This is a genomic window from Pantoea sp. B566, from assembly GCF_024793925.1.
Taxonomy (GTDB): domain Bacteria; phylum Pseudomonadota; class Gammaproteobacteria; order Enterobacterales; family Enterobacteriaceae; genus Pantoea; species Pantoea ananatis.
This window is the reverse complement of record NZ_JANUQL010000003.1, coordinates 4584284-4607129: the sequence shown is the minus strand read 5'-3', so window position 1 is coordinate 4607129 and position 22846 is coordinate 4584284. Positions and strand designations below refer to the sequence as shown.

The 22846-nt window shown below is 56.5% G+C and carries 24 protein-coding genes; 9 read left to right on the top strand and 15 right to left on the bottom strand.

Annotated elements, in window-relative coordinates; genetic code table 11:
* Positions 1–193: 193 nt before the first annotated feature.
* The 3 genes from NYE92_RS23225 to NYE92_RS23215 form a co-directional block, all read right to left on the bottom strand.
* Positions 194–1402: a cupin domain-containing protein gene (locus tag NYE92_RS23225; protein WP_022623574.1), complete on the bottom strand. Its 1209-nt coding sequence runs from the start codon at positions 1400–1402 to the stop codon at positions 194–196.
* Between the two features lie 467 nt (positions 1403–1869).
* Positions 1870–2061, bottom strand: coding sequence for a hypothetical protein (locus tag NYE92_RS23220; RefSeq protein WP_259019490.1), 192 nt, complete (start codon positions 2059–2061; stop codon positions 1870–1872).
* 176 nt (positions 2062–2237) lie between these two features.
* Positions 2238–3758 (bottom strand): aldehyde dehydrogenase family protein, encoded by a 1521-nt coding sequence (locus tag NYE92_RS23215; protein ID WP_014606082.1) that lies wholly within the window; start codon positions 3756–3758, stop codon positions 2238–2240.
* Between the two features lie 235 nt (positions 3759–3993).
* On the opposite strand from NYE92_RS23215, the gene NYE92_RS23210 reads away from it, so the two are divergent.
* A complete protein-coding gene (locus tag NYE92_RS23210) occupies positions 3994–4557 on the top strand; it encodes a class I SAM-dependent methyltransferase (protein WP_019105667.1) in 564 nt (187 codons plus the stop codon).
* On the opposite strand, the gene NYE92_RS23205 is transcribed toward NYE92_RS23210, so the two are convergent.
* Positions 4545–5267, bottom strand: a complete 723-nt coding sequence (locus NYE92_RS23205) for a glutamine amidotransferase (protein WP_014593482.1) — start codon at positions 5265–5267, stop codon at positions 4545–4547. The two genes, NYE92_RS23210 and NYE92_RS23205, sit on opposite strands and share 13 nt — an antisense overlap.
* A 189-nt stretch (positions 5268–5456) precedes the next feature.
* Here NYE92_RS23205 and NYE92_RS23200 point away from each other — a divergent pair, with 189 nt between their 5' ends.
* Entirely contained in the window at positions 5457–6341 is an 885-nt protein-coding gene (locus tag NYE92_RS23200; protein WP_022623576.1) for a DMT family transporter, read from the top strand.
* A gap of 47 nt (positions 6342–6388) precedes the next feature.
* Positions 6389–7750: a CoA transferase gene (locus NYE92_RS23195; protein ID WP_259019489.1), complete on the top strand. Its 1362-nt coding sequence runs from the start codon at positions 6389–6391 to the stop codon at positions 7748–7750.
* Between the two features lies 1 nt (position 7751).
* On the opposite strand, the gene NYE92_RS23190 is transcribed toward NYE92_RS23195, so the two are convergent.
* The 3 genes from NYE92_RS23190 to ghrA are packed head-to-tail and all read right to left on the bottom strand — an operon-like array spanning position 7752 to position 10065.
* Positions 7752–8321 carry a molecular chaperone gene (locus NYE92_RS23190; protein WP_013025440.1) on the bottom strand — a complete coding sequence of 190 codons (570 nt, stop codon included), beginning with the start codon at positions 8319–8321 and terminating at the stop codon, positions 7752–7754.
* A 27-nt stretch (positions 8322–8348) separates the two neighbouring features.
* Positions 8349–9086 carry a phosphatase gene (locus tag NYE92_RS23185; protein WP_259019488.1) on the bottom strand — a complete coding sequence of 246 codons (738 nt, stop codon included), beginning with the start codon at positions 9084–9086 and terminating at the stop codon, positions 8349–8351.
* A 37-nt stretch (positions 9087–9123) separates the two neighbouring features.
* Positions 9124–10065, bottom strand: a complete 942-nt coding sequence (ghrA, locus tag NYE92_RS23180) for a glyoxylate/hydroxypyruvate reductase GhrA (RefSeq protein ID WP_042677776.1) — start codon at positions 10063–10065, stop codon at positions 9124–9126.
* 211 nt (positions 10066–10276) lie between these two features.
* Between ghrA and treA the strand changes: the two genes are divergently transcribed.
* Positions 10277–11962: an alpha,alpha-trehalase TreA gene (treA, locus tag NYE92_RS23175; protein WP_022623579.1), complete on the top strand. Its 1686-nt coding sequence runs from the start codon at positions 10277–10279 to the stop codon at positions 11960–11962.
* Between the two features lie 72 nt (positions 11963–12034).
* Here treA and NYE92_RS23170 read toward each other — a convergent pair whose 3' ends face one another.
* Positions 12035–12283: a GlsB/YeaQ/YmgE family stress response membrane protein gene (locus tag NYE92_RS23170; protein WP_013025436.1), complete on the bottom strand. Its 249-nt coding sequence runs from the start codon at positions 12281–12283 to the stop codon at positions 12035–12037.
* Positions 12284–12494: 211 nt separating this feature from the next.
* Here NYE92_RS23170 and NYE92_RS23165 point away from each other — a divergent pair, with 211 nt between their 5' ends.
* A complete protein-coding gene (locus NYE92_RS23165; protein ID WP_014606088.1) occupies positions 12495–13229 on the top strand; it encodes a flagellar brake protein in 735 nt (244 codons plus the stop codon).
* Positions 13230–13326: 97 nt separating this feature from the next.
* Positions 13327–14460 (top strand): mechanosensitive ion channel family protein, encoded by a 1134-nt coding sequence (locus NYE92_RS23160; RefSeq protein ID WP_072138690.1) that lies wholly within the window; start codon positions 13327–13329, stop codon positions 14458–14460.
* A gap of 52 nt (positions 14461–14512) precedes the next feature.
* On the opposite strand, the gene NYE92_RS23155 is transcribed toward NYE92_RS23160, so the two are convergent.
* The 3 genes from NYE92_RS23155 to NYE92_RS23145 are packed head-to-tail and all read right to left on the bottom strand — an operon-like array spanning position 14513 to position 17770.
* Positions 14513–16000, bottom strand: a complete 1488-nt coding sequence (locus NYE92_RS23155) for an FGGY family carbohydrate kinase (RefSeq protein ID WP_259019487.1) — start codon at positions 15998–16000, stop codon at positions 14513–14515.
* A 2-nt stretch (positions 16001–16002) separates the two neighbouring features.
* Positions 16003–16947: a transketolase family protein gene (locus tag NYE92_RS23150; protein WP_013025432.1), complete on the bottom strand. Its 945-nt coding sequence runs from the start codon at positions 16945–16947 to the stop codon at positions 16003–16005.
* Positions 16940–17770 (bottom strand): transketolase, encoded by an 831-nt coding sequence (locus NYE92_RS23145; RefSeq protein WP_064373541.1) that lies wholly within the window; start codon positions 17768–17770, stop codon positions 16940–16942. Before NYE92_RS23145 ends, NYE92_RS23150 begins: the two co-directional genes overlap by 8 nt.
* Positions 17771–18070: 300 nt before the next feature.
* Between NYE92_RS23145 and NYE92_RS23140 the strand changes: the two genes are divergently transcribed.
* Positions 18071–19018, top strand: a complete 948-nt coding sequence (locus tag NYE92_RS23140) for a sugar-binding transcriptional regulator (RefSeq protein WP_064373539.1) — start codon at positions 18071–18073, stop codon at positions 19016–19018.
* A gap of 50 nt (positions 19019–19068) precedes the next feature.
* Here NYE92_RS23140 and emtA read toward each other — a convergent pair whose 3' ends face one another.
* On the bottom strand, positions 19069–19701 hold the full coding sequence (gene emtA, locus NYE92_RS23135; protein ID WP_014606092.1) for a membrane-bound lytic murein transglycosylase EmtA: 633 nt from the start codon (positions 19699–19701) through the stop codon (positions 19069–19071).
* A gap of 155 nt (positions 19702–19856) precedes the next feature.
* Here emtA and ldcA point away from each other — a divergent pair, with 155 nt between their 5' ends.
* Complete coding sequence (gene ldcA, locus NYE92_RS23130) at positions 19857–20780, top strand: muramoyltetrapeptide carboxypeptidase (protein WP_105079963.1); 924 nt, start codon at positions 19857–19859, stop codon at positions 20778–20780.
* A gap of 22 nt (positions 20781–20802) precedes the next feature.
* Positions 20803–21462 carry an MBL fold metallo-hydrolase gene (locus NYE92_RS23125; protein WP_064373535.1) on the top strand — a complete coding sequence of 220 codons (660 nt, stop codon included), beginning with the start codon at positions 20803–20805 and terminating at the stop codon, positions 21460–21462.
* Here NYE92_RS23125 and NYE92_RS23120 read toward each other — a convergent pair whose 3' ends face one another.
* The 3 genes from NYE92_RS23120 to NYE92_RS23110 form a co-directional block, all read right to left on the bottom strand.
* The gene (locus NYE92_RS23120; protein WP_024470972.1) at positions 21463–21876 is read right to left on the bottom strand and encodes a GNAT family N-acetyltransferase; all 414 of its coding nucleotides are present in this window, start codon (positions 21874–21876) and stop codon (positions 21463–21465) included. It lies immediately after the preceding gene.
* Positions 21877–21898: 22 nt separating this feature from the next.
* The gene (locus tag NYE92_RS23115) at positions 21899–22282 is read right to left on the bottom strand and encodes a hypothetical protein (RefSeq protein ID WP_014606096.1); all 384 of its coding nucleotides are present in this window, start codon (positions 22280–22282) and stop codon (positions 21899–21901) included.
* Positions 22283–22470: 188 nt separating this feature from the next.
* On the bottom strand, positions 22471–22650 hold the full coding sequence (locus tag NYE92_RS23110; protein ID WP_033765874.1) for a hypothetical protein: 180 nt from the start codon (positions 22648–22650) through the stop codon (positions 22471–22473).
* Positions 22651–22846 lie beyond the last annotated feature (196 nt).

Sequence of the window (22846 nt, the reverse complement as noted above, 5' to 3'; positions counted from 1 at the left end):
AGTTTGGAGTTTGGAGTTTGGTGTTTGGAGTTTGGAGTTTGGAGTTTGGWGTTTGGAGTTTGGAGTTTGGAGTTTGGWGTTTGGAGTTTGGAGTTTGGAGTTTGGAGTTTGGGGAAAAAGCGTGGGCTGTCCACGCAGCCGTAAAACAGACCCACAAGCTCTGACAATCATGGCCGACATGCGGCCATGAGCGCTATTTCACCACAGGGTTTTTCTGCAGCGACAGCGCATCCATAAAGGCATCATCAAGCTGCAGATGTTCTTTCACCAAATCGCGCGGCGTACCGGCCAGCCACTGATTCAGGGAAATATCAGCGTAATAATCACTTTTGAATAACTCCAGGAAACGCAGCGGCCCCTTACCGGTATTTTCAACATAGTGGCCCATCGCGAACGGCACATAGCCGACGTCCCCTGCCCGGTAGTCAAAGGTTCTGGCCTGCCCTGACGACGCAAACACGCCCATGCGCCCTTCACCTTCCAGGTAGTATTGCCACTCGTCGTTGTTCGGATGCCAGTGCAGCTCGCGCAATCCACCAGGTTCGATCTCCACCAGCGCGGCCGCGATGGTCTTTGAAACCTTAAAGGTCGAAGAGTCAGTGATTCTGACCGTGCCGCCCGGCGCCTTGATCGGTTCCTGCGCCAGCATGCGGTGCGTAAAGGTGCGTTTAGCTTGGGTTGCCCCTTTCACCGCCACGGATGAGAGGCTGCCGGGCACCGGCGCGGCGAAGATGTATTCATCTTCAGGCGAGGGCAGTTTGGCAAAGGTTGAGACCGGCACCTTGAAATTTTTGGCCAGAATCTCGGGCGGGATGTGTTTGAACCAGTCGGACAGCAGGAAGGTACTGTCTTCATCGAATCCGCCGTCATCAAAGGCCAGCAGAAACTCGCAGCCGTCCGGCCCCAGCCCCTGAATAGAGTGCGGAATGCCCGGCGGGAAATACCATAGATCACCCGCACCAATATCGTCCACGAACCAGGTGCCATCGGTATCAAATGCCGTGACGCGGGCATTGCCATAGGTCATATAGGCCCATTCGCCCTCTTTGTGCCAGTGCAGCTCGCGAATGCCACCGGCATTGAGACGCATATCCACGCCCGCGATGGTGGTGGAGACGCCGAGCTCACGTTGGGTGACCTGACGGGTCCATCCGCCGCTGCTTTTACGCACGTGCGCGTCGCTGAAGGAAAAGCGCAGGTTTGGCAAAGTGCCGCTGTCAGTAGGCGGAGGATTTACGATGTCAGGATTTTCCGCTTCGCGGATGGGATCGTGCGGGCCGGGATCTCTGCCAGCGCCGGAAAAGGACTGAATGCTGTCATGTGCGTGAACCTGCCCGGCCGCCAGGGCGACCGTGCCGCCTGCCGCAAAGGCCATAAAGCTTCTTCGGGTTAATTTACTCATTAATAAAATACCTCGTTCCTTGCTGATAAATTCGACGACATGCGCTGTCATAAGAAATTTATAGCGGGCTAAGTTAAATTTTATTTATGGGATATGTAAATTTTGATGACATCCGCATGGCCGATTGGGTACGGGAATTATCAACCCGTGCTGCCTTTTTACCGGTGATTGAGGAAGCGTTAACTTTTCTTATTGGTTCAATCTCATAACTGGCACGAAAGGATCATTTTCACGCGTTACGGTAATATCAATGCCGATCATACTTCGTTACAGGTTCAGGCTGAGGCGTTGTCTGTTGCAAGTCAGAAACAAACCGCTCTGATGAGGATCATTCCGTCGCAGCCAGCAGCGTTCGGGGCATGGCGCGCAGCGAGTGAAACGGCAGGGGTTGTGAAGGGAAAGGCCTTAATGCGCACTGCGCCCCCGGCCGGCAAACACTGAGCAGGCCAGACGACAGGGTAATGCCGCTAGAAGAACCTATGCTGACCCGGACTGGCTTCGGCCTGAGGCGCGCGGGCTGAGGCGGCGGCACCTTCAGCCTGCAGCGGACAAAACTGGTAAGCCCGGTGGCGTTCGGGCAAATTAACAATGATGATGCTCTCTTCCGGTCCATCAAGCACATCATCCATCAGACTCAGATATTCATAAGGATTTTGCATAACTTGTCTCTGTTCCGTTATCCATAGTGAAGCAGGTCATACAGTCAACTCAGGTTCGGCATGTTCGCTGCGATAGATCGATAATAGCTGTTAACTAACCTGTCACAAGCAGATTACGCCTATATGACAGCCAACAGACGGAAAATAGCGGCGCGCACAAGGCACGCCGCACAGGGTCAGAAGAAGCCAAGCGGCTGGATGCTGTAGCTTACCAGCAGATTTTTCGTCTGCTGATAGTGATCAAGCATCATCTTGTGCGTCTCGCGACCGATACCTGATTTTTTATAGCCACCGAAGGCCGCGTGAGCGGGATAAAGGTGATAGCAGTTCGTCCAGACACGTCCGGCTTTGATTGCCCGCCCGACGCGGTAGGCCCGGTTGATATCCCGCGTCCAGACGCCCGCGCCCAGGCCGTAGATGGAGTCGTTGGCAATGGCGATGGCCTCTGCCTCATCCTTGAAGGTGGTGATGCCCACCACCGGGCCAAAGATCTCTTCCTGGAATACCCGCATGCTGTTGTTGCCTTTCAGCAGCGTCGGCTGAATGTAGTAGCCGCTGGCCAGCGTGTCATCAAGCGTCTCAACACCGCCGCCGATCAGCACCTCGGCCCCTTCCTGACGGGCGATCTCCAGATAGGAAAGAATTTTATCGAACTGCTGCTGAGAAGCCTGCGCGCCCACCATCGTTTCCGTATCCATGGGATCGCCGCGCTTGATGGTTTTAATGCGTTTAAGCACTGCCGCCATAAAGGGCTCGTAAATGGACTCCTGCACCAGCGCCCGCGACGGACAGGTACAGACTTCACCCTGATTCAGGAAGCCAAGCACAACCCCTTCCGCCGCTTTTTCAATAAAGCTTTCTTCGGCCTGCATGATATCTTCGAAAAAGATGTTCGGCGATTTCCCGCCCAGTTCGACCGTAGACGGAATCAAGCTTTTCGCCGCCAGTTCCAGGATATGGCCGCCCGTCGCCGTCGATCCCGTAAATGCCACTTTGGCAATGCCCGGATGGGAGGCCAGCGCCTCACCCGCTTCTTTACCATAACCGTGGACCACGTTGACCACGCCGGGCGGCAGCAGATCTTTAATCAGGTCAACAAACAGGGTAATCGACAGCGGCGTTTGCTCCGCGGGCTTGAGCACCACGCAGTTCCCTGCCCCCAGGGCCGGCGCCAGCTTCCATGCCGCCATCAGCAGCGGAAAGTTCCACGGGATGATCTGCGCCACCACGCCCAGGGGTTCATGAAAGTGATAGGCGGCAGTAAATTCGTCGATCTCCGCCGCGCTGCCCTCCTGCGCCCTGACACAACCGGCAAAATAGCGGAAGTGATCCACCGCCAGCGGCATATCGGCGGCCAGCGTTTCACGAACCGGTTTACCGTTGTCCCAGGTTTCATTTACCGCCAGGTATTCCAGCTTCTCTTCCAGCCGATCGGCGATTTTAAGCAGCACCAGGGCGCGCTGCTGAGGCGAGGTTTTTCCCCAGGCATCCGCCGCGGCGGCAGCGGCAGCGACCGCGTTATCGACGTCTGCCTTGTCTGAGCGGGGAAACGCCCCGGCATCTGAACCATTAACGGGCGAGGTATTGGTGAAGTAGTGGCCATTGACCGGCGCAACGAACTCCCCATTGATGAAATTACCATAGTGCTTTTGCAGCGTGATGAGAGAACCGGATTCTCCTGGAGCAGCATAGCGCATGTTGAATCTCCTTACGCAGTAAGATGTGAAACAACTATGAAACCTATTTTTAACATATTAGATCAGCGCCAGCCTGACAGGTTTGTTGTCCTTAAACTGTGACCGCGACGAAGGAAAATCCCCGCTGGGCCCACTACAGATAATTCCGACTTTTTGCCGCTTCGCCAGTTATCTGGAAACTTTTAGGCACGATGGGGTCAATATGGGGATATGTTTACTCTGGAGGTATGTCAGCATGTTAGCTTCGGCTTTCACCTTAATGCGCGCTAAAGCAGATTTCGTCCACCAGTTCATCCGTAATCCGCGCAAAATGGGCAGCATTACTCCTTCCTCTGATGCGCTGTGTCGCACCATGGTTGACTCGGTGGCGTGGAGCGGTCAGTTGCGGGTTGCCGAACTGGGCGCGGGCGATGGCGTTCTGACGCGTCGTCTGCTGGCGCAGATGGCACCGAACGCGACGCTGGACGTATTTGAAATCAGCAGCGCGCTGGCGCAAAAGTTAAGCGCGCTAAATGACGAGCGAATGACGGTGCGGACCTGTTCGGCCGAGTACCTGAACGGCAGCTACGATGCCATTTTCTCTGGCCTGCCGCTGCTGTCGCTGTCGCCGGAACTGCGGGATGCCATCCTACAGGCGGTGTACCATGCCCTGGGGCCGAACGGCGTTTTTGTGCAGTTTCAGTACACGTCGCTCACCCAGCCCGATCTGTCTCGTTACTTTACCTGGGAGCGCCAGCGGGTGTTAAAAAACGTTCCGCCGGCCTGGGTTTATCGTTGTACCCGCCACTATGCGCCCTGAGCGCTTTTAACCGCCGGGCGCGTTTGCAACCAGAAATGGTATAAGAGGCTACGCGCCCAGTCCGCCCCCTGCAGTTCCGTTCCGTCATTTTCCTCATTTTCTGGCAGGCATGCATCCATAATGCGGCGATCAAACTCCGGGTGAAACTGCACCGACAGCGCACAGGCTGAATAGCGCAAGACCTGGCAGCCATCCATGTCCGAAACGGCCAGCACGGTGGCGTGCGCGGGCGGCGTCATCACCGACTGGCGATGCGAAAGCCAGGCCTCGAAGGTTTCCGGCAACGTGGCCAGCAGCGGATCGTGGCGGGCCTGGGAAGTGGTGGTTAACGTCATCAGACCGCGTTCCCAGCCATTAGGGTTGTCGCCTACTTTTCCCCCCAGTGCATAAGCCATCAGCTGGTGGCCGTAGCAGACGCCAAGCAGCGGCAGACGCGCCTCCATCGCGGCACGAATCCAGGCCGCCGTGCGTTCACTCCAGTCAGCATGATCGGTCACCATTGCCCAGGAACCACTTAACACCGCACCGGAAATATCAGTAAACTGCGGCAGCGTTTCGCCCAAGTGGGGACGGACAATAACGTAATCATCAGGCTGTAAATTCAGGGCATCAATAAACCATACCGGTTGTTCACCGATTTTCTCGACCACGTTGGCGGGGGGAACATCTAACTGAATCAAGGCAAGGGGCAATGCAGGCGCAGAAATCATACCGAATCGAATCCTCAAAAGGGTTGGCGTTTCGGAATATCAGTCTGACAGTAACTGTTGTAAATGTCTTATGAATTTTTTGAGCTTTATTTCCTGCTTAACTAAATAAAAAATGTTAATCATTGCCAGAACGTCGTGGGTTCGTGCCATGATTATCAGGTATCGGGTTTATTTTTAAAGGACAACATTGTGGCAGTGCGGCATTTCTTTATGGTTCTGATGGTGGTTTCTATCTGGGCCTTTAATAACGTGGCGGTAAAATGGGGTTTAGTTGAGTTACCGCCTTTGTTTCTTACGTGGATGCGTTTTGCGGTCGTGGCGATTGTGCTGGTGCCGTTTTGCCGCATTAACCGCCAGCAGCTTCCCTGGTTGCTACTGCTGGCCTTCACATTTGGGTTTATGCACTTCTCTCTCCTGTTCGTCGGTATGCGTTTTACCGATGCCGGAACGGGCGCGATTGTCGTGCAGTTGGGTACGCCGATTGCCATGCTGCTGGCGATGGTGGTGCTGAAAGAGAAGCTGCGGTTGATTCAGCTGATCGGCATTATGATCTCGCTAAGTGGTGTAGTGGTGCTGTCTGGTAGCCCCACCATTCCTGCCTGGTGGGTGCTGTGCATCCTGCTGTGCAGCGCCACGGGCTGGGCGATCAGCAACCTGATTGTGAAAAAATCGCCGCCGATTAAACCCCTGACGCTGACCGGCTGGATCGCCTTTCTGGCCCTGCCGATTGTGGGGGCCGCCAGCTTGATGCTGGAGTCTCATCAGCTCTATGCGCTGCAACATGCTGGCTGGCGCGGCTGGTTTGCCATTCTTTACAGTGCCATTGCCTCTTCCGTGGTGGCGTACACCTTATGGTATGCCCTACTGAAGAAATACAACGTCAACCTGATCATGCCCTACTCGCTGCTGACGCCGGTGCTGGCGGTCTTAATGGGAATCGTGGTGCTGGGCGACAGCCTGAACAGTTTCAAAATTATTGGCGCTTCGCTGGTCATTCTGGGCACGACGATTGCGGTGATTAACCTGCGCAATCTGCGCATGCACGCACGCTTTCCTCGCCTGCGACGCCGTTAAGGGCACATGCTATGCTTCAGGCATCGCCCTTATCAGGAGCCTGTTGCATGAATCATCTGGCTAACGCACTTTGGCAGCAGATGTGGCAGGGATTGCACGGCAATCATGCGCCACAAATGCTGCCTGTTTTTACCGACCACGCCACCTTTTCCTCCGCCTATGCCGTCAGTGAACTGGCGGCCACCAGCCTGGGTCTGGCGATGCAGGGCGTGGCCGACCTGCTTAATCGTCCTGCCCGTCCGCAGGTTAACGTCCGACTGGCCTCACGCTGGTTTCAGCACAGTTTTATGCCGCTTAATCGCGCTGCGCCCGCGCTGTGGGATCCCTTTGCCGGCGATTATGCCTGCCGCAACGGCTGGATCCGCCTGCACACCAATGCTCCGCACCATCGGCTGGCAATGGAACGCGTGCTTGGCCGTCACCCGGATCGCGCGGCACTGGCACGGGAAGTGGCGCAGTGGCAAGCCACGGAGCTGGAACAGGCGGTGATTGAGGCAGGCGGCTGCGCGGCAGAGATGCGCAGTGCCGAGGCATGGCAGCAGCATCCACAGGGGATGGCCGTCATACATGAACCGCTCTTCGCGCGACAAACCCTGGCCGACGGCCCCGCAGTCACGTGGGCGTTGCCCGCGGCGCGTCCGTTACTTGGCATCAAGGTTTTGGATCTGACCCGTATCATTGCAGGCCCGGTGGCGACGCGCTTTCTGGCCAGCCTGGGGGCAAACGTTTTACGAATCGATCCGCCCGGCTTGCAGGAACCCGGTGTGGACGAAGAGCTTGCCTGCGGCAAACGCCGTGCCGTGCTGGATTTAACACAGCCAGCCGACCGTGCCCAGTTTATCTGGTTACTGAAACAGGCCGATGTGATGGTGCACGGCTACCGCGCCGACGCACTGGAAAAGCTGGGATTTGATGCGGCATCGCTGCAGGCCCTGAGCCCCGGTCTGGTCGACGTCAGTTTAAATGCCTGGGGCTGGCAGGGACCGTGGCGCAACCGGCGCGGTTTCGACAGTCTGGTGCAGATGAGTTGCGGGATTGCCGAACAGGGAATGCGATGGAAGCAGCATGATGCGCCGGTACCGCTTCCGGTACAGGCGCTGGATCATGCCACTGGCTACCTGATGGCCGCCGCGGTTCTGGCAGGATTGCGTCAGCGCCTGCAGCACGGCTGCGGCAATCAGACGCGGCTGTCGCTGGCGCGTACTGCCTGGCTGCTTGAGCAACACCGTTATGGGTTGAACGAACAGCAGACCGGCATTACGCCACGGCTCTGCGACAACCAGCCCTGCATTGAGCTTACGCCGTGGGGGATTGGCGTCCGGTTACGATCCGCCGCCTGGCTGCCCGGCACCACATTACAGTGCGCCACGCCCGGCAACCCGCCCGGCACGCATCCGGCGCACTGGTGATTCAGGCGTCGTCGCCCTGCTCGCTGGCGCTTTCCACCAGCTCATCATACATGGCCTGAATCGCCTCACGGCTCAGCACCGCCAGCGTACGATAAAACGCCGTGTTGGCATGGGCTTCAACTTTGCCGAGAAACGTGCCGCACCACGGCATCAGGTACACGTCAAACAGCGCCAGCTGCGCGGCGCTTTCATCGGCCGCAGACTGATCTTCCAGCCAGGATGCCGCCAGCAGCAGCCCACCGAAATGGTCGGCAGGCGCCTCGCCCAGCGGCATACCGCGCGCGGTCAAAAAGGCACGAATATCAGCTTCCGGCTTTCCTTCCGGCCAGCGTGACGCAAACGGCGATACCTTGCAGTCACTGCCGACAAACAGCGCATCGTAGTCTGCCGCCAGCGCCTGCGGATCGCTGTTTTGCTGCAGGCGCGTTAACAGCTCATCCTGCTCCAGCGGCCACTGTGCCGCCAGTTTACCTTCACGAATCAGCGTAAACAGCGGGGCCAGCAGCGCATCCTGCGGATGGCGGTTAAACAGCGAGCCAATAATACGGCACAGAATGGAAAACTCATTCATGCGTCAACATTCCTTGAGGGAGATAAATTAAAAGTCAGCCAGCTCGGCGATAGGTTTGCCGGTACGCAGTTCCAGAAAATCGAGCAGGCGACGCGGCGTGACATTTAACACGCGATCCTCGGGAAAATCCACTTCTCTGGCAATCCGCACGCAGTGCTCGAAGTTGCCGAGGGTGAAAGCGGTGTGGGAATCGGAGCCGAAGGCCAGCCGCCCGCCCGCTTTGCCGACTGCTTCCGCAATCGCCCGGCAGTTGGGTTCACTGCCGGGTCGGGAATGGGTGAAGGAGGAGTTATTCAGCTCCAGCGCCACGTCGTAGTGCGCGGCGGCTTCGGTGATAGCAGGAATATCGACGGGATATTTTGGGTTGCCGGGATGGCTAATGATGTGAACCAGCCCGCCCGCCATGGCGGCAATCATCGCCTCGGTGTTCTGTGTCAGATCGCGCGGCGCATAAACCGGTTCGTGAAAGCCCGCCACAATGAGATCCAGCGATTCCAGCATCGGTCCGGAGCAGTCAATCTCGCCCTGCTGGTTTTTAATATTGGCCTCGATACCGCGCAGAATCGCCACGCCATCAATGATCCGTGGCCAGATGCGCATATTAACGAAGTGCCAGTAATGCGGTGCATCGGCCATGTCCGGACCGTGATCGGTGATAGCAAACAGCTTGAGGCCGTTCAGTTTTGCCTGCGCCACATAGTCGTGCAGCGTGCTGTAAGCGTGCGTACTGGCAACCGTGTGCATGTGAAGATCTACCGGATACATTGTCTGCTCCTGCAAAGGCCGGTTAAGGCATCAGTGATTAATAGCCGCGCTGACGATCGACGAGGCCCTGAGGATGTTCACCCCTTTCGAGCTGCCCGATAGCGTGGGCAATAAAGTCCATCGCCTCTTCTTTCAGGGTGACCGCCGCATTGTGAGGGGTAATTGTTACGCGCGGATGGAACCATAAGGGATGATCGGCAGGCAGCGGTTCAGTCTGAAACACATCCAGCGCGGCCCCCTTCAACTGTCCGCGATCAAGAGCAGCGAGTAAATCAGCTTCCACGACCTGATCGCCACGGGCGAGGTTAAGGAAAAAAGCCTCCTGCGGCAACTGCTGCAACAGTTTATGATCAATCAGATTGCGCGTTTCGGGCGTGCTGGGCAGCAGGTTAATCAGCACCCGGGTTTCGCGCAGGAAGTCATTCAGCGCCGCCGCGCCAGCGAAGCTGGTTACGCCGGGAATCTGCTTCGGAGAACGGCTCCAGACGCGCACCGGAAATCCCCGCGCCTTAAGCGTTTCGGCGACCTGCTGCCCGAGTACGCCTGCACCTAAAATGCCGATGTGGAAAGTTTCGCGCGGGTAAGAAGGCAGCGGCTGCCACTGGGCCGACTGCTGCTGCTGGAGATAGTCATCGAAGCGTCGGAACCAGCCCAGGACGCGGCACAGCGCATATTCCTGCATCTGCTGCGCCATGCCGGTGTCTTTCAGGCGATAGAGCGGAACGTTGTCCGTGAGCATATCCGGGTGCTGCGCCAGCTGCCGCAGGATTTCATCCACGCCTGCGCCCAGTGCAAATACGCCTTTTAACGCGTGGCGGCCACGAAGCATTTCAGGCGGTGGCGAACGCACCAGCGCATAGTCTGCGGGCGCGTTGTCGCCCGGTGCCCACGCACGCACGCGGGCCTGGGGCAAACGCTGCTGCAGGCCATGTATCCAGTCCGTGGCGCTCTGCGACGGATGAAACCATACAATCTCCATACTGCTCTCCTTTTATTCCCGCCTCGGGTAAACGTGCACAAGGGCAAGCGAAGCCCTGAAAAATGCCTTTTTTCTAACATACCGCAAATAAATAATTCATGCCGCTTCACATTTCCGCCGCACTTAAGGGTGAAAATTGTGGTTAAGGTCTAAAGTTGTTGGGTGGTCAATGCGTTACACAGGGCCGCATTTCGGACAAGGAGAAACACCGATGATGAACACTGAGGTAAAAACGAAAAAACGGCCTCAACGCCATGCGCCCATCCTGCTCAGCCTGTTGCTGAGCGCCAGCGTATCCAACAGCTGGGCGGCAGAGGAATCCCGATTACTGAACAATCCACCGCAGCCGCCGGATGTCCGCTTAGGGCCATTGTTTAATGCCGTTCAACAGGCGAAATTTTACCCCGATCAAAAAACGTTTGCCGATGCAGTACCAAAGTACGATCCTTCGTCAATTCTTGCCGACTGGCAGATGCAAAAAAATCAGCGCGGCTTTGATTTAAAACGGTTTGTTGCAGCGAATTTTACCCTGCCTGGCGACGGCGATAAATATGTGCCACCTGCAGGCCAGAACCTGCGCGACCATATTAACGGCCTGTGGCCGGTGTTAACCCGCACCACCAACAGTGTGGGAAAATACGACTCGCTGCTGCCGCTGCCTAAGCCTTATGTCGTGCCGGGCGGACGTTTCCGTGAGGTTTATTACTGGGACAGCTATTTCACCATGTTGGGGCTGGCAGAGAGCGGCCATTGGGACAAAGTCCAGGACATGGTTGATAACTTTGCTTCCCTGCTGGATCGCTACGGCCACATTCCTAACGGTAACCGCACCTACTACCTGAGCCGGTCACAGCCGCCGTTCTTTAGCCTGATGGTCGATCTGCTGGCAACCCATGAAGGCGACAAAGCCTATACCCGCTATTTGCCGCAGCTGCAAAAAGAATACGACTACTGGATGGCAGACAGCGACAGCGTCGCAGCGGGCAGTGCCAGCAAACGGGTGATCAAGCTGGCCGACGGTACGTTGCTAAATCGCTACTGGGATGCGCGCGACGTGCCGCGGACGGAATCCTGGATGGATGATATTACGACGGCCAGTAAAGCGCCGCAGCGCAACAAGGCCGAGATGTACCGCGAGCTGCGTGCCGGAGCCGCCTCGGGCTGGGACTTCAGTTCGCGCTGGTTCACCGACGCTCATAACCTGGCCACCATCCGTACCACCCAACTGGCCCCGGTGGATCTGAACAGCCTGATGTTCCACCTGGAAAAAACCCTGTCTACCGCCTATCGCCTGAACAAACAGGACGATCGGGCAAAGGCCTTTGCAGACCGGGCAGAAAAACGTCAGGCGGCGGTTAACCGTTACCTGTGGGACAGCAAGCAGGGCTGGTACGCGGACTATGACTGGAAGAAACGCCAGATCCATCCGCAGCTCACCGCTGCCACGCTGTTTCCGCTCTATATGCAGATTGCCAGCGACAAACAGGCTGACAGCACCGCCAGCGCGGTGGAAAAACAGCTGCTCAAACCGGGCGGCCTGGTGACCACGACGGTGAACAATGGTCAACAGTGGGACGCGCCTAACGGCTGGGCACCGCTGCAGTGGGTCGCGGTAGAAGGCCTGGAGCACTACAAGAAACCTCAACTGGCGCAGCAGGTGGGCTTACGTTTCCTGCGTAACGTACAGCTGACCTACGACAAGGAGCATAAGCTGGTCGAAAAATATGTGGTAGAAGGTGCGAACCTGGGCGGCGGCGGCGGCGGTGAATACCCGCTGCAGGATGGCTTCGGCTGGACCAACGGCGTGACGCTGAAGCTGCTGGATAAATATTGCCCGAAAGAGAAAACCTGTAACAGCGCGCACGATATTCCCGAGGCGCAGAGCAGCGCACAATAACGGCAAGGTCATTGCCAATATAAAAAGGGCCCGCAGTCACCTGCGGGCCCTTTTTTTACATCATGTTCTGCGTTAACTGCGTACTTTGCGGTAGATAAACAGCACGACAAGCGCACCGATGACCGCGACAACGAAGCTACCGAAGTTGAACCCGTCCACACGGCCAAAGCCGAAGAAGGTACTGATCCAACCACCGACTACGGCACCGATAATACCCAGAATCACGGTAATGATGAAACCACCACCATCTTTACCTGGCATGATCCATTTCGCCAGGATACCGGCGATTAAACCAAAGATGATCCATGAAATAATACCCATCCGTTACTCCTTCCTTTTGGTTAGTCAATGGCGATCGCCTGATTAATCAAGCGGTTCACTGCGCCAAGTATAGTCGCGTTTTTCCAAAAATGTAGCGCAAGCAGTTAATGATAGTGGTTATTGTGTTAAAGCTTTATTATTGTGCGCCGATAACGAACGGGTAGTAACAGGATAATTACGTGAAAAAACGTTGCTCATCTGGAGCCAGCAAGTGAAAGAAACCGATAAAGAACAGTATCTGAAACGTGGCACGCTGGCCGTGCTTGGCGTGATGAAGGACCTGCTTCAGTTACAAACACCTTTGCTGGTGAATTTTTCGCGCGGGCAGTTTATTAGCCGTATGCTGGCTGCCGATGAAACGCGCATTGTGTTTGATCTGGGAAGCAATAACCTCGATAACGACTACGCGCTGCACTGCAATGAAATCACGGTCTTCGCCGAAACCCACGGTGCCAAAATCGAATTTGCCCTTGGGGCACTGGAAAAAACCGACTTTGAGGGGTTACCTGCTTTTCAGGCCGCCCTGCCGGACGTACTGTGGCAAATCCAGCGTCGGGAATTTTTCCGCATCAGCGCCCCTATGGAGCCGCAGTTCTGGTGCCATTGCCAGTGGCCTGACGGCACGGCCGCGCGCCTGCGCTTACAGGATCTCTCCCTGGGCGGCATTGGTGTTCTGGTGGAAGAAGCGATGCCGGAAGGGCTGAAAAGCGGGGACGATTTCAACAGCCTGCAGGTCGAACTGGGGGAATTTGGCCAGTTCAACGTCAGCGCTAAGCTTATGCACATTGGCGAACGCAGCATTATCACCAATAAAAATGAGACGAAAGTGACGCCTCGCCTGAGCTTCCGTTTTACCGCACTTGAGCCCCATCAGGAGCGGCAGCTGCAGCAGATTATTTTTGCCTTAGAGCGCCAGGCGCGCGACAAAGCACAACGCTTCCAGTAATCCGCCCTTTATCCTGCGCCGCGCACCGGCGGCGCATCCAGGCTATGCTTTCCCTTGCTTTCACGTTTAACCGGAACCAGCAAGGAGAATCTCCCCAATGGAAAACTGGCTCAGTTCACGTCATTTTCAGTCCATTTTTTTCAATCAAACACTCTGGATCAACAGCGCTGTTGTTATCGTTGCTACCCTTGTCATTTACTGGCTGCTGCGCAGCCTGATTCGCTTTGCCTCTAACCATATTGCCCACTACAGCGAAGTTCGCTACGCCCGGTTTACCGGTATTCTGGTCGAGATCTTGCGCAGCACCAGCCAGCTCTTGCTGCTGATTTTTTCCTTTCTAATCGCCCTGCGCTTTATCGATCTCCCTGACGCCTGGCGCGCGACGATCTCGCACAGCTGGTTCCTGGCCCTGATTGTGCAGATTACGCTGTGGATCGACGGCGGTATCCGTCTGTGGTTAAAGAGCCTGCTGCGCGATCCGCAGCATGTGCGCAATCCTGTCACCACGGTGATTATGGGCATTTTGCTGCGCGTGCTGGTTTGGGTCATGATGCTGCTGGCCATTTTATCGAACATGGGCATCGACATTACGGCGCTGGTTGCCAGCCTGGGCGTGGGCGGTATTGCCATCGCCCTCGCCATTCAGACGGTGCTGAGTGATGTGTTTGCCTCACTGGCGATTGGCTTTGATAAGCCTTTCGAACACGGTGATTTTATTGTCTTTGGCGACATCGCGGGGACCATCGAACATATCGGCCTGAAAACCACCCGCCTGCGCAGCCTGAGTGGTGAACAGATCGTCTGTTCCAACACCATTCTGCTGCAGCAAACGATTCACAACTACAAACGTATGCAGCAGCGCCGTATCGTGTTCAGGTTTGGTATCAGCTATGCCACCCCTTCTGAGCAGGTACGTGAGATAAGTGAACAGGTGAAAACCATCATTCAGGGCATCGAGATGACCCGCTTTGACCGCGCCCATTTTCTGGCGTTCGATGATTCGAAGCTGACGTTTGAAGTGGTCTATTTTGTGTTGAGCGCCGACTACAACCAGTACATGGATATTCAACAGGAGATTAACCTGCAGCTGATGGCGGCACTGGAAGAACGCAATATACGCTTTGCCTTCCCGATCCGTCAGGTCGAATTCAGCGGGGGCAGTTTGCCGCCGGTCGATCTTAAGCCGGTTCCCGATGACGACGCGGCCCAGCTACGCCGCGCGAATCGTTAAGCGCCGGGACGAACGGAGGATCGCGGCACGCTGCCCGATCCTCTTGCAGCCCTTATGCGGGCTGATAGCGACAGCGGGCAACGGCGTTCAACCAGCCCTGATAGCCGTCCTGCATTTTCTGCGCCAGCTGCCTGCGCGGCATCACGACGTTGCCGCCCTGAAGAGCCTGCATATCACTCCCCTGTTGCCACCATCCCAGCTGTTTACCTGCCAGCAGTGCCGCCCCCAGCGCGGAGGCTTCAGCGGTAGGCGCGCAATGCAGCGGGCGCTGCAGGACGTCAGCCTGAAACTGCATCAGCCAGCGATTTTGTGTCGCACTGCCGTCAACGCACAGCGCAGGTAATGTGTCGCCGCTTGCCTGTTCCATGGCGAAAAAGACGTCAGCAATTTGCCAGGTAATCGACTCCAGCGCGACCCGCGCCAGCACCGCCGGGGTGGCCGCATCGGTCAGGCCGCACAGCATGCCGCGGGCTTTTAAATCCCACCAGGGCGCGCCCAATCCGGACAGGGCCGGGACAAAATAGCAGCCCTGATTGTCATCGCAGCTTTCGGCCATTGCCGTCAGCTGCCGGGGATCGGTGACGCCGAGCATTTTTCCCAGCCAGGCCGCACCTGAACCGGTGTGGGTAATATTGCCTTCAAACGCAAAGCGCGGTTGACCGTCGTGCCACGCCACGGTGGTGCTGAGGCCATTGTCGGTCAGGATCGGCGTTGCCATCGACATCATCAGCGAGGAGCCCGTGCCATAGGTTGCCTTGACCACTTCCGCCTCGTCACGGCGCTGGGCATAAAGCGCCGCATGGGAATCGCCAATGCGTGCCAGGATCGGGGTGCCAGGTGCCAGACCGGCAATATCAGTTAAGGCAACCACGCCCGCACAACCCGCTGAGGCGTTAATCTGCGGCAACGCAGCGCGCGGCAGGCTGAACAGGGACAGCAGTTCATCATCCCAGTCGTTGGTGTGCAGACTGTAAAGCTGCGTGCGTGCCGCATTGGCATGGTCGGTAACGAAGCACTCTCCCGCCGACAGTTGCCAGGTCAGCCAGCTGTCCACTGTACCAATACATAACTCCCCCGCCGCCGCTCTGGCAAAACCGTCAGGCAGTGACGCCAGCATGCCAGTCAGCTTGGCGGCAGGAAACATAGGATCGACCGCCAGCCCGGTTAGCGCCGTAATCTTCCCGGCCAGTCCAGACAGATGAAGATCGCGGCAAAACGATTCCGAACGGCGGTCCTGCCAGCTCACCAGCGGGGTGAGCGGCATGCCGTCCCGACGCTGCCATATCAAAACCGATTCACGCTGATTGCTGATCGCAACCGCCGCGACCGGTGCGTCGGCGCACTGGGCAAGACAGTCGGCTATCGCCTGCCTGACGGCCAGCCAGATGGCCATGGGGGCCTGCTCGGCCAGACCGGGTTGCGGATGCTGCAGCGTCAGGCCCTGACTGGCCCGCGCCACCACTTTTCCCTGACGATTTACGGCGACCGCTTTGGCGTTGGTGGTGCCTTCATCAATAGCCAGAATCACGGACTCATGCATCGTCAGCCTCCTGTGCAAAGGCGCAGCGCCTGGGCCGCCACGCTGCTGGCGTCAATGCCATGACAGGCCCGGGTAGAGGCGCGATCGCCGGCGATGGCGTACTCGCCATCCGCAATGCCCAGACGCAACAGCTTAACCGGCAAGCCGTTCTCGGCCAGGACCTCCGCCACCAGGCTGCCTACGCCACCATTGATGTTGTGCTCTTCAACCGTGATGACGCTACGGTAGTGACTCAGCAGATTATGCAATTGCTGAGTGTTACAGGGACGAAGAGAAGGCACGGCGATTACCGCGGCGGAAACCCCCTGCTTTTCCAACTGCTCTGCGGCGGTAACGGCCTCATGTACCGTTGAGCCCATGGCAACAAGCGCAATGTCATGGCCTTCGCGCAGCAGATCGATCGCCCCAGGTGTAAAGCGGTATTCGTCGTCATGCAACTGCGGCAACGCCTTGCCATCCAGCCGAATATAAACCGGCCCCACATGATCAAGGGCATAGTCGATGATTTGGCGGCACTCAAGGGGACAGGAAGGCGCGTAGATTTCAATATTGCCAAATCCACGCAGGATGGCGATGTCGTCAATGCTGTGGTGCGTGCTGGCGAGCGGGCCGTAGCTGGCTCCTGCATTCAGCCCAAACAGCTTAACGTTAGTATTGTTATAACAGACGTCGATTTTCACCTGCTCGTTAGCGCGGGAGATCAGAAAGGGTGCGGCGTTACAGGTTACAGCCACTTTTCCGCCCAGCGCCAGCCCGGCAGCCGTGCCCACCAGCGCCTGCTCGGCGATGCCCACGTTAATTAACCGGCCGGGAAACGCCTTAATAAACGGCGCGATTTTAGCAGTTGAGGTGGAGTCAGCCACCACCGGAACCACATCGATACCGCGATCAACCGCCGCCATCAATGCTTCTACCATGACCTCTGCCAGATGTTGTGCCTTACTCATCTTTTAACTCCTCCAGTGCCCGGTCGATTTCTTCACCCTTGGGCACCCGGTGGTGCCATTCAGCTTTGCCCTGGATAAAGGAGATACCAAACCCTTTTTCCGTGTGGGCGATAATCACCCGCGGTTTGCCGCTTACCGGCGGCTGTTCGAGTGCGCTGACCACCGATGCCATGTCATTGCCCTGGCATTCACTCACCGCCAGACCAAAGGCACGCCATTTCTCCGCTAGCGGATCGGTGTTCATGATGTCACGCGTCGATCCCGCCAGTTGGAGTTTGTTTTTGTCGTTAATCACAATCAGGTTATCCAGCCCGTAATGGGCTGCCACCAGCGCCGCTTCCCAGTTACTGCCTTCTGCCAGCTCGCCGTCGCCGGTCACGACAAAAATACGCCGCCGACTGTTGCTCTTCTTCGCCGCCAGCGCAATGCCCACCGCCACGGGCAATCCGTGCCCCAGCGCGCCCGTGTTCAGTTCGACGCCCGGCGTCTTTTGCCGCACCGGATGCCCCGGTAAAGCGGAGTGTGCATGTTGATAGGTCGCCAGCCACTCCAGCGGGAAATACCCGGCTTCCGCCAGCACACAGTAATATCCTCCCACGGCATGACCTTTTGACTGGATATAGATATCACGCTCGTCATCTGCCGTCCGGTTGGGCGCACAGTTGAGGATGCGGAAATAGAGCGCAGTCAGGATTTCAACCTGCGACAGGTCCGCGCCGGTGTGCCCCCCCGCCGGGCTGCCCGCGTTAAGCTGAATAATGCGGCGGCGCACTGACCGAGCTCGTTTTTCAAGCTCATTTACAGAAAGCATAAAAGGATTCATAGCTCACCTATTGAATTTTAAGTCCACACTGAATATATATTCAGGCTGGGTGTTATTGCCCCGTGCTGACAGGCAATGCGTGAAAGTCTCACACTTACATGCGCTGCCAGACCAAAGTCCTTTTCCTTTATGAATATATATTCAATAATGATTTTATATTCAAAACCACTATGCGCCTTGCGGGTGACGCCGTCCAGACAGGAAGTGATAAAAAGCGAAAATGATCACAAATTGCCGTGGATTGTGATTTTTACGTGGGTGGTTAACAATGGCAGGCAGAACACGAGAGGAAAAAAACCAATGGCGAAGCAGGATGAACAGCGGCTCATGGTAAAAATTGCCACACTTTACTATGTCGAAGGCAGGAAGCAGTCCGATATTGCACAGCTACTTAAGCTGTCTCAGTCGTTCGTATCGCGCATTCTGAACCGCAGCGTGAAAGAAGGCGTGGTAAAAATCAGCGTGGTGCCGCCTGCGAATGTCTTTCCGGAACTGGAAAAAGCGCTTGAGCAACGTTATCAGCTGCCGCAGGCCATTGTGGTGGATGTGCCAGAACAGGCGTCCGCTGGCGAGATCAAACAGGCGATTGGATCGGCGGCGGCGCACTATCTGGAAACCCGACTGCGCGCGGACGAACTTATTGGCATCTCCTCCTGGAGCGGCACCATTCGTGCAATGGTGGATGCCCTGCATCCTCTCAATAACGCCTGTAAAGGGGTGATTCAGCTGCTGGGCGGCGTGGGGGCCAACGGAAACGTCCAGGCTACGATACTGACGCAAAATCTTGCCGCGCTGTTGAATTGCCCCGCCTGGCTGCTGCCCTCTCAGTCCATTGAACACTCGGTCACGGATCGCCAGCGGCTGGCCGCCAATCCCGACGTCGCCGAAGTGCTGAATAAGTTTAATGAGGTGGACTTAGCCATTGTCGGCATTGGCGATCTTGAACCTTCTGCGCTGCTGCGCAATTCGGGTAACTACTACGACGCAACCATGTTACGCACCCTGGCCGGGCGCGGTGCGGTGGGGGATATTTGCCTGCACTATTTTGATGAACAGGGTCGACCCGTGCTGAACGCCGATGAGGATCCGGTCATTGGCATGGAACTGGAACAGGTGCGACAGTGCGCGCAGGTGGTGGCGCTGGCAGGCGGCAAAGAGAAAGCACAGGCGATTCGCGGGGCGCTGCGGGGTGGCTATGTGAATGTGCTGATTGTAGATTATCCCACGGCAAGGCTGCTGACCGCTTAACTGTTCTCTCCTCACCTGCCAAAAAGGAAGGTGAGGAGAAAACATGAGGATCAGCTGTTAGCGCGGTAAGCCGTGGTGACTTTCCACAGGTAACGTGGCGCCTGGGCTGCAGGATGTTTGTTTTGTACGTGCTGATAGAACTCGTCCGGCGTCATGGCATTTATCATGGCAATGGCCCGATCGCGATTGCTGGAGAAGGTGCGCAGTAACGCGCCAGCACCGTTTGCATAGGAAACAATGGTGGCGTAACGCAGCGTGAGGGGATCGCGGATGCCCGAAAGCGCGGACTGCTGCAGAATTTTGATGTACGCGGTACCAATATCAATATTTCTGGCCGGATCGCGCAGCTCTGCGTTACTCGGCTGACCGTGGCGCCCCTGGGTGCGGTACACTTCCCGGCCCGCGGTTGAGGCTTTGATCTGCATTAATCCCACCGCATTAGAACGGCTGACCACGCCAGGGTTCCCACCGGACTCCACATTGATAATGGCGCTGATCAGTTTTTCATCCACGCCATACTGGCTGGCGGCCGTTTCGGTAAAGAGTGACCAGGTTCCACTGATGCGTGAAGGCGGTGCCTGAGTTAACGGCGTATTCTTCTCTTTAACGTAAGTATGCGGCGGTTCACTGGCACAGCCCGTCAGCAGCAAGGCTGAAATGACAAAGTAGCGAATTTTTAGCAATTTTTTATCTCGTCGCAGAAGTGGCGGAAGCTATCATACCGAGCCGGCTGAATTGCAAAATTACCGTTTATCCTAATTACAGCAGTCTGATGACTTATTTACGGTTTTTCGTCATTATCGTGAAGTCTGTCACTGACTAATTTCAGGAATTTACTATGACGTCACGTTCTATCCGTCTTATTGCCCCTTCAGGTTATTGCCATAATCAACCTGCGGCCCTGCTCGGGGTTGAACGCCTGCGTGCGGAAGGACATCGCGTGGACAATGACGCCGTCATCGCGCGGCGCTTCCAGCGCTTTGCTGGCACCGACGAAGCGCGCTCAGGCGATATTAATGAACTGGCTGACTTAGCAACCCTTCCCGATATTGTGCTGGCGGTGCGCGGCGGTTATGGCGCAACACGGCTGCTGCCGTCGCTGGATTATGCCGGCCTGAAGCGTCGTTTAGCGCACCAGCCGCTGGCCATCTGTGGGCACAGCGACTTCACCGTGTTGCAGTTAGCGCTGCTACAACATGCCGGTTTGATTTGCTTCAGTGGACCAATGCTGGCGGGCAATTTTGGCGCTGAGGTTTTATCCGAATTTACCCTGCAGCACTTTTGGCATGCGCTGACATCACCTACAGTCAAGGTGGCCTGGCAAAGTGAAACACCCGATAACGGCCACTGGCAGGGGACGCTGTGGGGCGGCAACCTGGCGATGCTCTGCTCGCTAATCGGGACGCCATGGCTGCCGCAGATTGAGAACGGCATTCTGGTTATCGAAGATGTTAATGAGCATCCGTTCCGTATTGAACGTATGCTGCTGCAGTTGCACCAATGCGGCGTGCTGGCCAGACAGCAGGCAATTGTCACCGGCAGTTTCACCAGTACCGCTCTGTCGGAGTACGACAACGGATTTGATTTCCCTACGGTCTGGCAGCACATTCGCGAGGTCAGCGGCCTGCCGGTTATCAGCGACCTGGACTTCGGTCACGCTCCGGATACCGTCACCTTACCTCTGGGTGCAACGGCCACGCTGCAGGTGAATCAGGGTCAGGTTGTATTACAGGCGAGCGGACATCCCGTATTGCGCACATAGCTGAAGTTGCAGGAGATCGACATTGAAGCCGCTGTATGACGATTTGTGGATCTCAACGCCGGAGTTTCCGGCCGAAGGTACCGAAGACATTATGATGCATGGTTTTTTGCTGCGTCATCCGCGCGGCAATTTACTGATTGGACGGGTAGAAAACCCGCTGGATCATGAAGTGCTGGCGGACGATAACGGCATAATCCGGCATTACCTGACCCACTGGCATGAATCCGCGCCCGGCGCGGCGCGTATCCAGCAGCGCTTTAACAGCGCGCTCTACTGCCACAGCCGCTCATTGGGGCAGATCAGCCGCTTTGTCGAACCTGACGATACCTTCACGCAGCAGGAAACGCATTTTGGTGATTTTCACCTGTTGCCGACGCCCGGTCACACGCCCGGCAGCTGCAGCTATCTTTACGCTTCCCCTAACGGCCTGACCTACTTGTTTGTCGGTGATACGCTCACGCGTCAGCATGACCGCTGGATAACCGTGCTGGTGCCCGAGAGCAATCCTGCCGAACTGGCCGCTTCGCTGGAGCTCTACCGGACTCTGCGCCCTGACGTGGTGCTGATGAGCACCACGCGCGGCCATCTTTCATGGCAAAAAGTGACCCTGTCCGGCTGGCTGGCCGCTATCGACGAGGCAGAGCTGCACCCGCTGGATCTGCGCCAGCAGGCGGTGCTGTAGTTACAGGATTTTGGTCAGATAATGGCGCTGGTGATGGTGAATATAGTCGCCAAGCGTTAACCGGACGTGATAGCCCAACTTTTCGTAGAAGGGCCGAGCCTGAAAGCTGGCCGTATCGACCTGGGCAAAACGGCATCCTCGCTGGCGCGCCTCTTTTTCTGCCGCCAGCACCAACTGACTTCCCGTGCCCTGCCCCCGGAGACTGTCGCTGACCCAAAGCAAATCGATGCGTAACCAGTTACCTGTCGTCGTACCGGTTAACCCTGCCAGCTTCTTACCCTGAGAATCACAGATAAACAGCCCCAGCGGTTTAATCAGGTCCACGTCAAAAAATTTGCTGTTATGCGCATTCAGGCCCAGCCGGAGTTCATCCTGATCTTTACTGGTCACCTTATCAGTGAGGGTAATCTGCATTGGCATTCCTTATCGCGGCAAATCAGGAGTCGTTACGTTGTCTGTCGTCGTAGCGCTCAAGGCTCAGGACGTCCACGTCACGCTTCGCGCTGCGGCTGCAGGGCACCAGCGCGTCGCTGTCATGGTAGACAAAGAAGGTGTCGAGATTGCTTTTGTTGACGATCAACTGATCGCCGTTGCGGAAGCGGGTAATGGCCACTTTGTCACCGCCCTCAATCTGCGTGTTCAGTTGCCCCGCCGCAATCTGGAAGTGCTGTTTGGGCCAGGAGAGCGTACTCAGCCCATATTCAGCGCGTGAAATGGTCATGGTAGGCCGACCGGGACAATGGATCTGGAATTCGCTTTCGCTCCACGCTGACGCGCTATAACAGGCCAACAGGCACAGGGCAAGACGGACTGCTTTCATCTGATTTCCTCCGCTGAATACGTCATTTCCCATTGTCAGGGGAGTTTATCACAATAAAAGCCAGGCAGAGCAGGACGGGACAGGTTGCCGCAGGGATTCAGGCGTGCCGGAGAGACAGCCGCTCACCTGCCCTGCGCACCACCAGAAAACCGAACGGGCGGGATGGCATCGGGTAAACCACGGCTCAATTAGTCTGCAGCCACTTCTGCTGCGACCAACATTAACGCCAGGTCGGCGTGTTCGCTGTCGAAGCTGCTCATCACATCGCGAATTTCAGCGGCACAGGCAATGACCTGCTGCCTTTTTTCTGCATCCAGCGATTCGATGGCGTGGCGAATAATCATTAGGCTGGCTTCTTCTTCTTTCATCATTTATCCCTGAATTTGCTTAAGCGATGCGCAAAGATGGCAAGAATAACGTTTATTCCACCTCAAAGTCATCTTTTGCATTTCTGTTGCTTAACCTTTGAGCAAAGCACAAATCAGCCTGTGTCGCAGAACTGCTATGATCATGTTATTTGCGGCGCAACAGGATAGAATCGTTCACCGCTTTCATGGACTTGGG

What these genes read in the sequence shown, in the direction of transcription:
- NYE92_RS23225 (WP_022623574.1), bottom strand. Translation starts at nt 1,402, where the DNA reads ATGAGTAAATTAACCCGAAGAAGCTTTATGGCCTTTGCGGCAGGCGGC.
- NYE92_RS23220 (WP_259019490.1), bottom strand. Translation starts at nt 2,061, where the DNA reads ATGCAAAATCCTTATGAATATCTGAGTCTGATGGATGATGTGCTTGAT.
- NYE92_RS23215 (WP_014606082.1), bottom strand. Translation starts at nt 3,758, where the DNA reads ATGCGCTATGCTGCTCCAGGAGAATCCGGTTCTCTCATCACGCTGCAA.
- NYE92_RS23210 (WP_019105667.1), top strand. Translation starts at nt 3,994, where the DNA reads ATGTTAGCTTCGGCTTTCACCTTAATGCGCGCTAAAGCAGATTTCGTC.
- NYE92_RS23205 (WP_014593482.1), bottom strand. Translation starts at nt 5,267, where the DNA reads ATGATTTCTGCGCCTGCATTGCCCCTTGCCTTGATTCAGTTAGATGTT.
- NYE92_RS23195 (WP_259019489.1), top strand. Translation starts at nt 6,389, where the DNA reads ATGAATCATCTGGCTAACGCACTTTGGCAGCAGATGTGGCAGGGATTG.
- NYE92_RS23190 (WP_013025440.1), bottom strand. Translation starts at nt 8,321, where the DNA reads ATGAATGAGTTTTCCATTCTGTGCCGTATTATTGGCTCGCTGTTTAAC.
- NYE92_RS23185 (WP_259019488.1), bottom strand. Translation starts at nt 9,086, where the DNA reads ATGTATCCGGTAGATCTTCACATGCACACGGTTGCCAGTACGCACGCT.
- ghrA (WP_042677776.1), bottom strand. Translation starts at nt 10,065, where the DNA reads ATGGAGATTGTATGGTTTCATCCGTCGCAGAGCGCCACGGACTGGATA.
- treA (WP_022623579.1), top strand. Translation starts at nt 10,277, where the DNA reads ATGATGAACACTGAGGTAAAAACGAAAAAACGGCCTCAACGCCATGCG.
- NYE92_RS23170 (WP_013025436.1), bottom strand. Translation starts at nt 12,283, where the DNA reads ATGGGTATTATTTCATGGATCATCTTTGGTTTAATCGCCGGTATCCTG.
- NYE92_RS23160 (WP_072138690.1), top strand. Translation starts at nt 13,327, where the DNA reads ATGGAAAACTGGCTCAGTTCACGTCATTTTCAGTCCATTTTTTTCAAT.
- NYE92_RS23155 (WP_259019487.1), bottom strand. Translation starts at nt 16,000, where the DNA reads ATGCATGAGTCCGTGATTCTGGCTATTGATGAAGGCACCACCAACGCC.
- NYE92_RS23150 (WP_013025432.1), bottom strand. Translation starts at nt 16,947, where the DNA reads ATGAGTAAGGCACAACATCTGGCAGAGGTCATGGTAGAAGCATTGATG.
- NYE92_RS23145 (WP_064373541.1), bottom strand. Translation starts at nt 17,770, where the DNA reads ATGAATCCTTTTATGCTTTCTGTAAATGAGCTTGAAAAACGAGCTCGG.
- NYE92_RS23140 (WP_064373539.1), top strand. Translation starts at nt 18,071, where the DNA reads ATGGCGAAGCAGGATGAACAGCGGCTCATGGTAAAAATTGCCACACTT.
- ldcA (WP_105079963.1), top strand. Translation starts at nt 19,857, where the DNA reads ATGACGTCACGTTCTATCCGTCTTATTGCCCCTTCAGGTTATTGCCAT.
- NYE92_RS23120 (WP_024470972.1), bottom strand. Translation starts at nt 21,876, where the DNA reads ATGCAGATTACCCTCACTGATAAGGTGACCAGTAAAGATCAGGATGAA.
- NYE92_RS23115 (WP_014606096.1), bottom strand. Translation starts at nt 22,282, where the DNA reads ATGAAAGCAGTCCGTCTTGCCCTGTGCCTGTTGGCCTGTTATAGCGCG.
- NYE92_RS23110 (WP_033765874.1), bottom strand. Translation starts at nt 22,650, where the DNA reads ATGAAAGAAGAAGAAGCCAGCCTAATGATTATTCGCCACGCCATCGAA.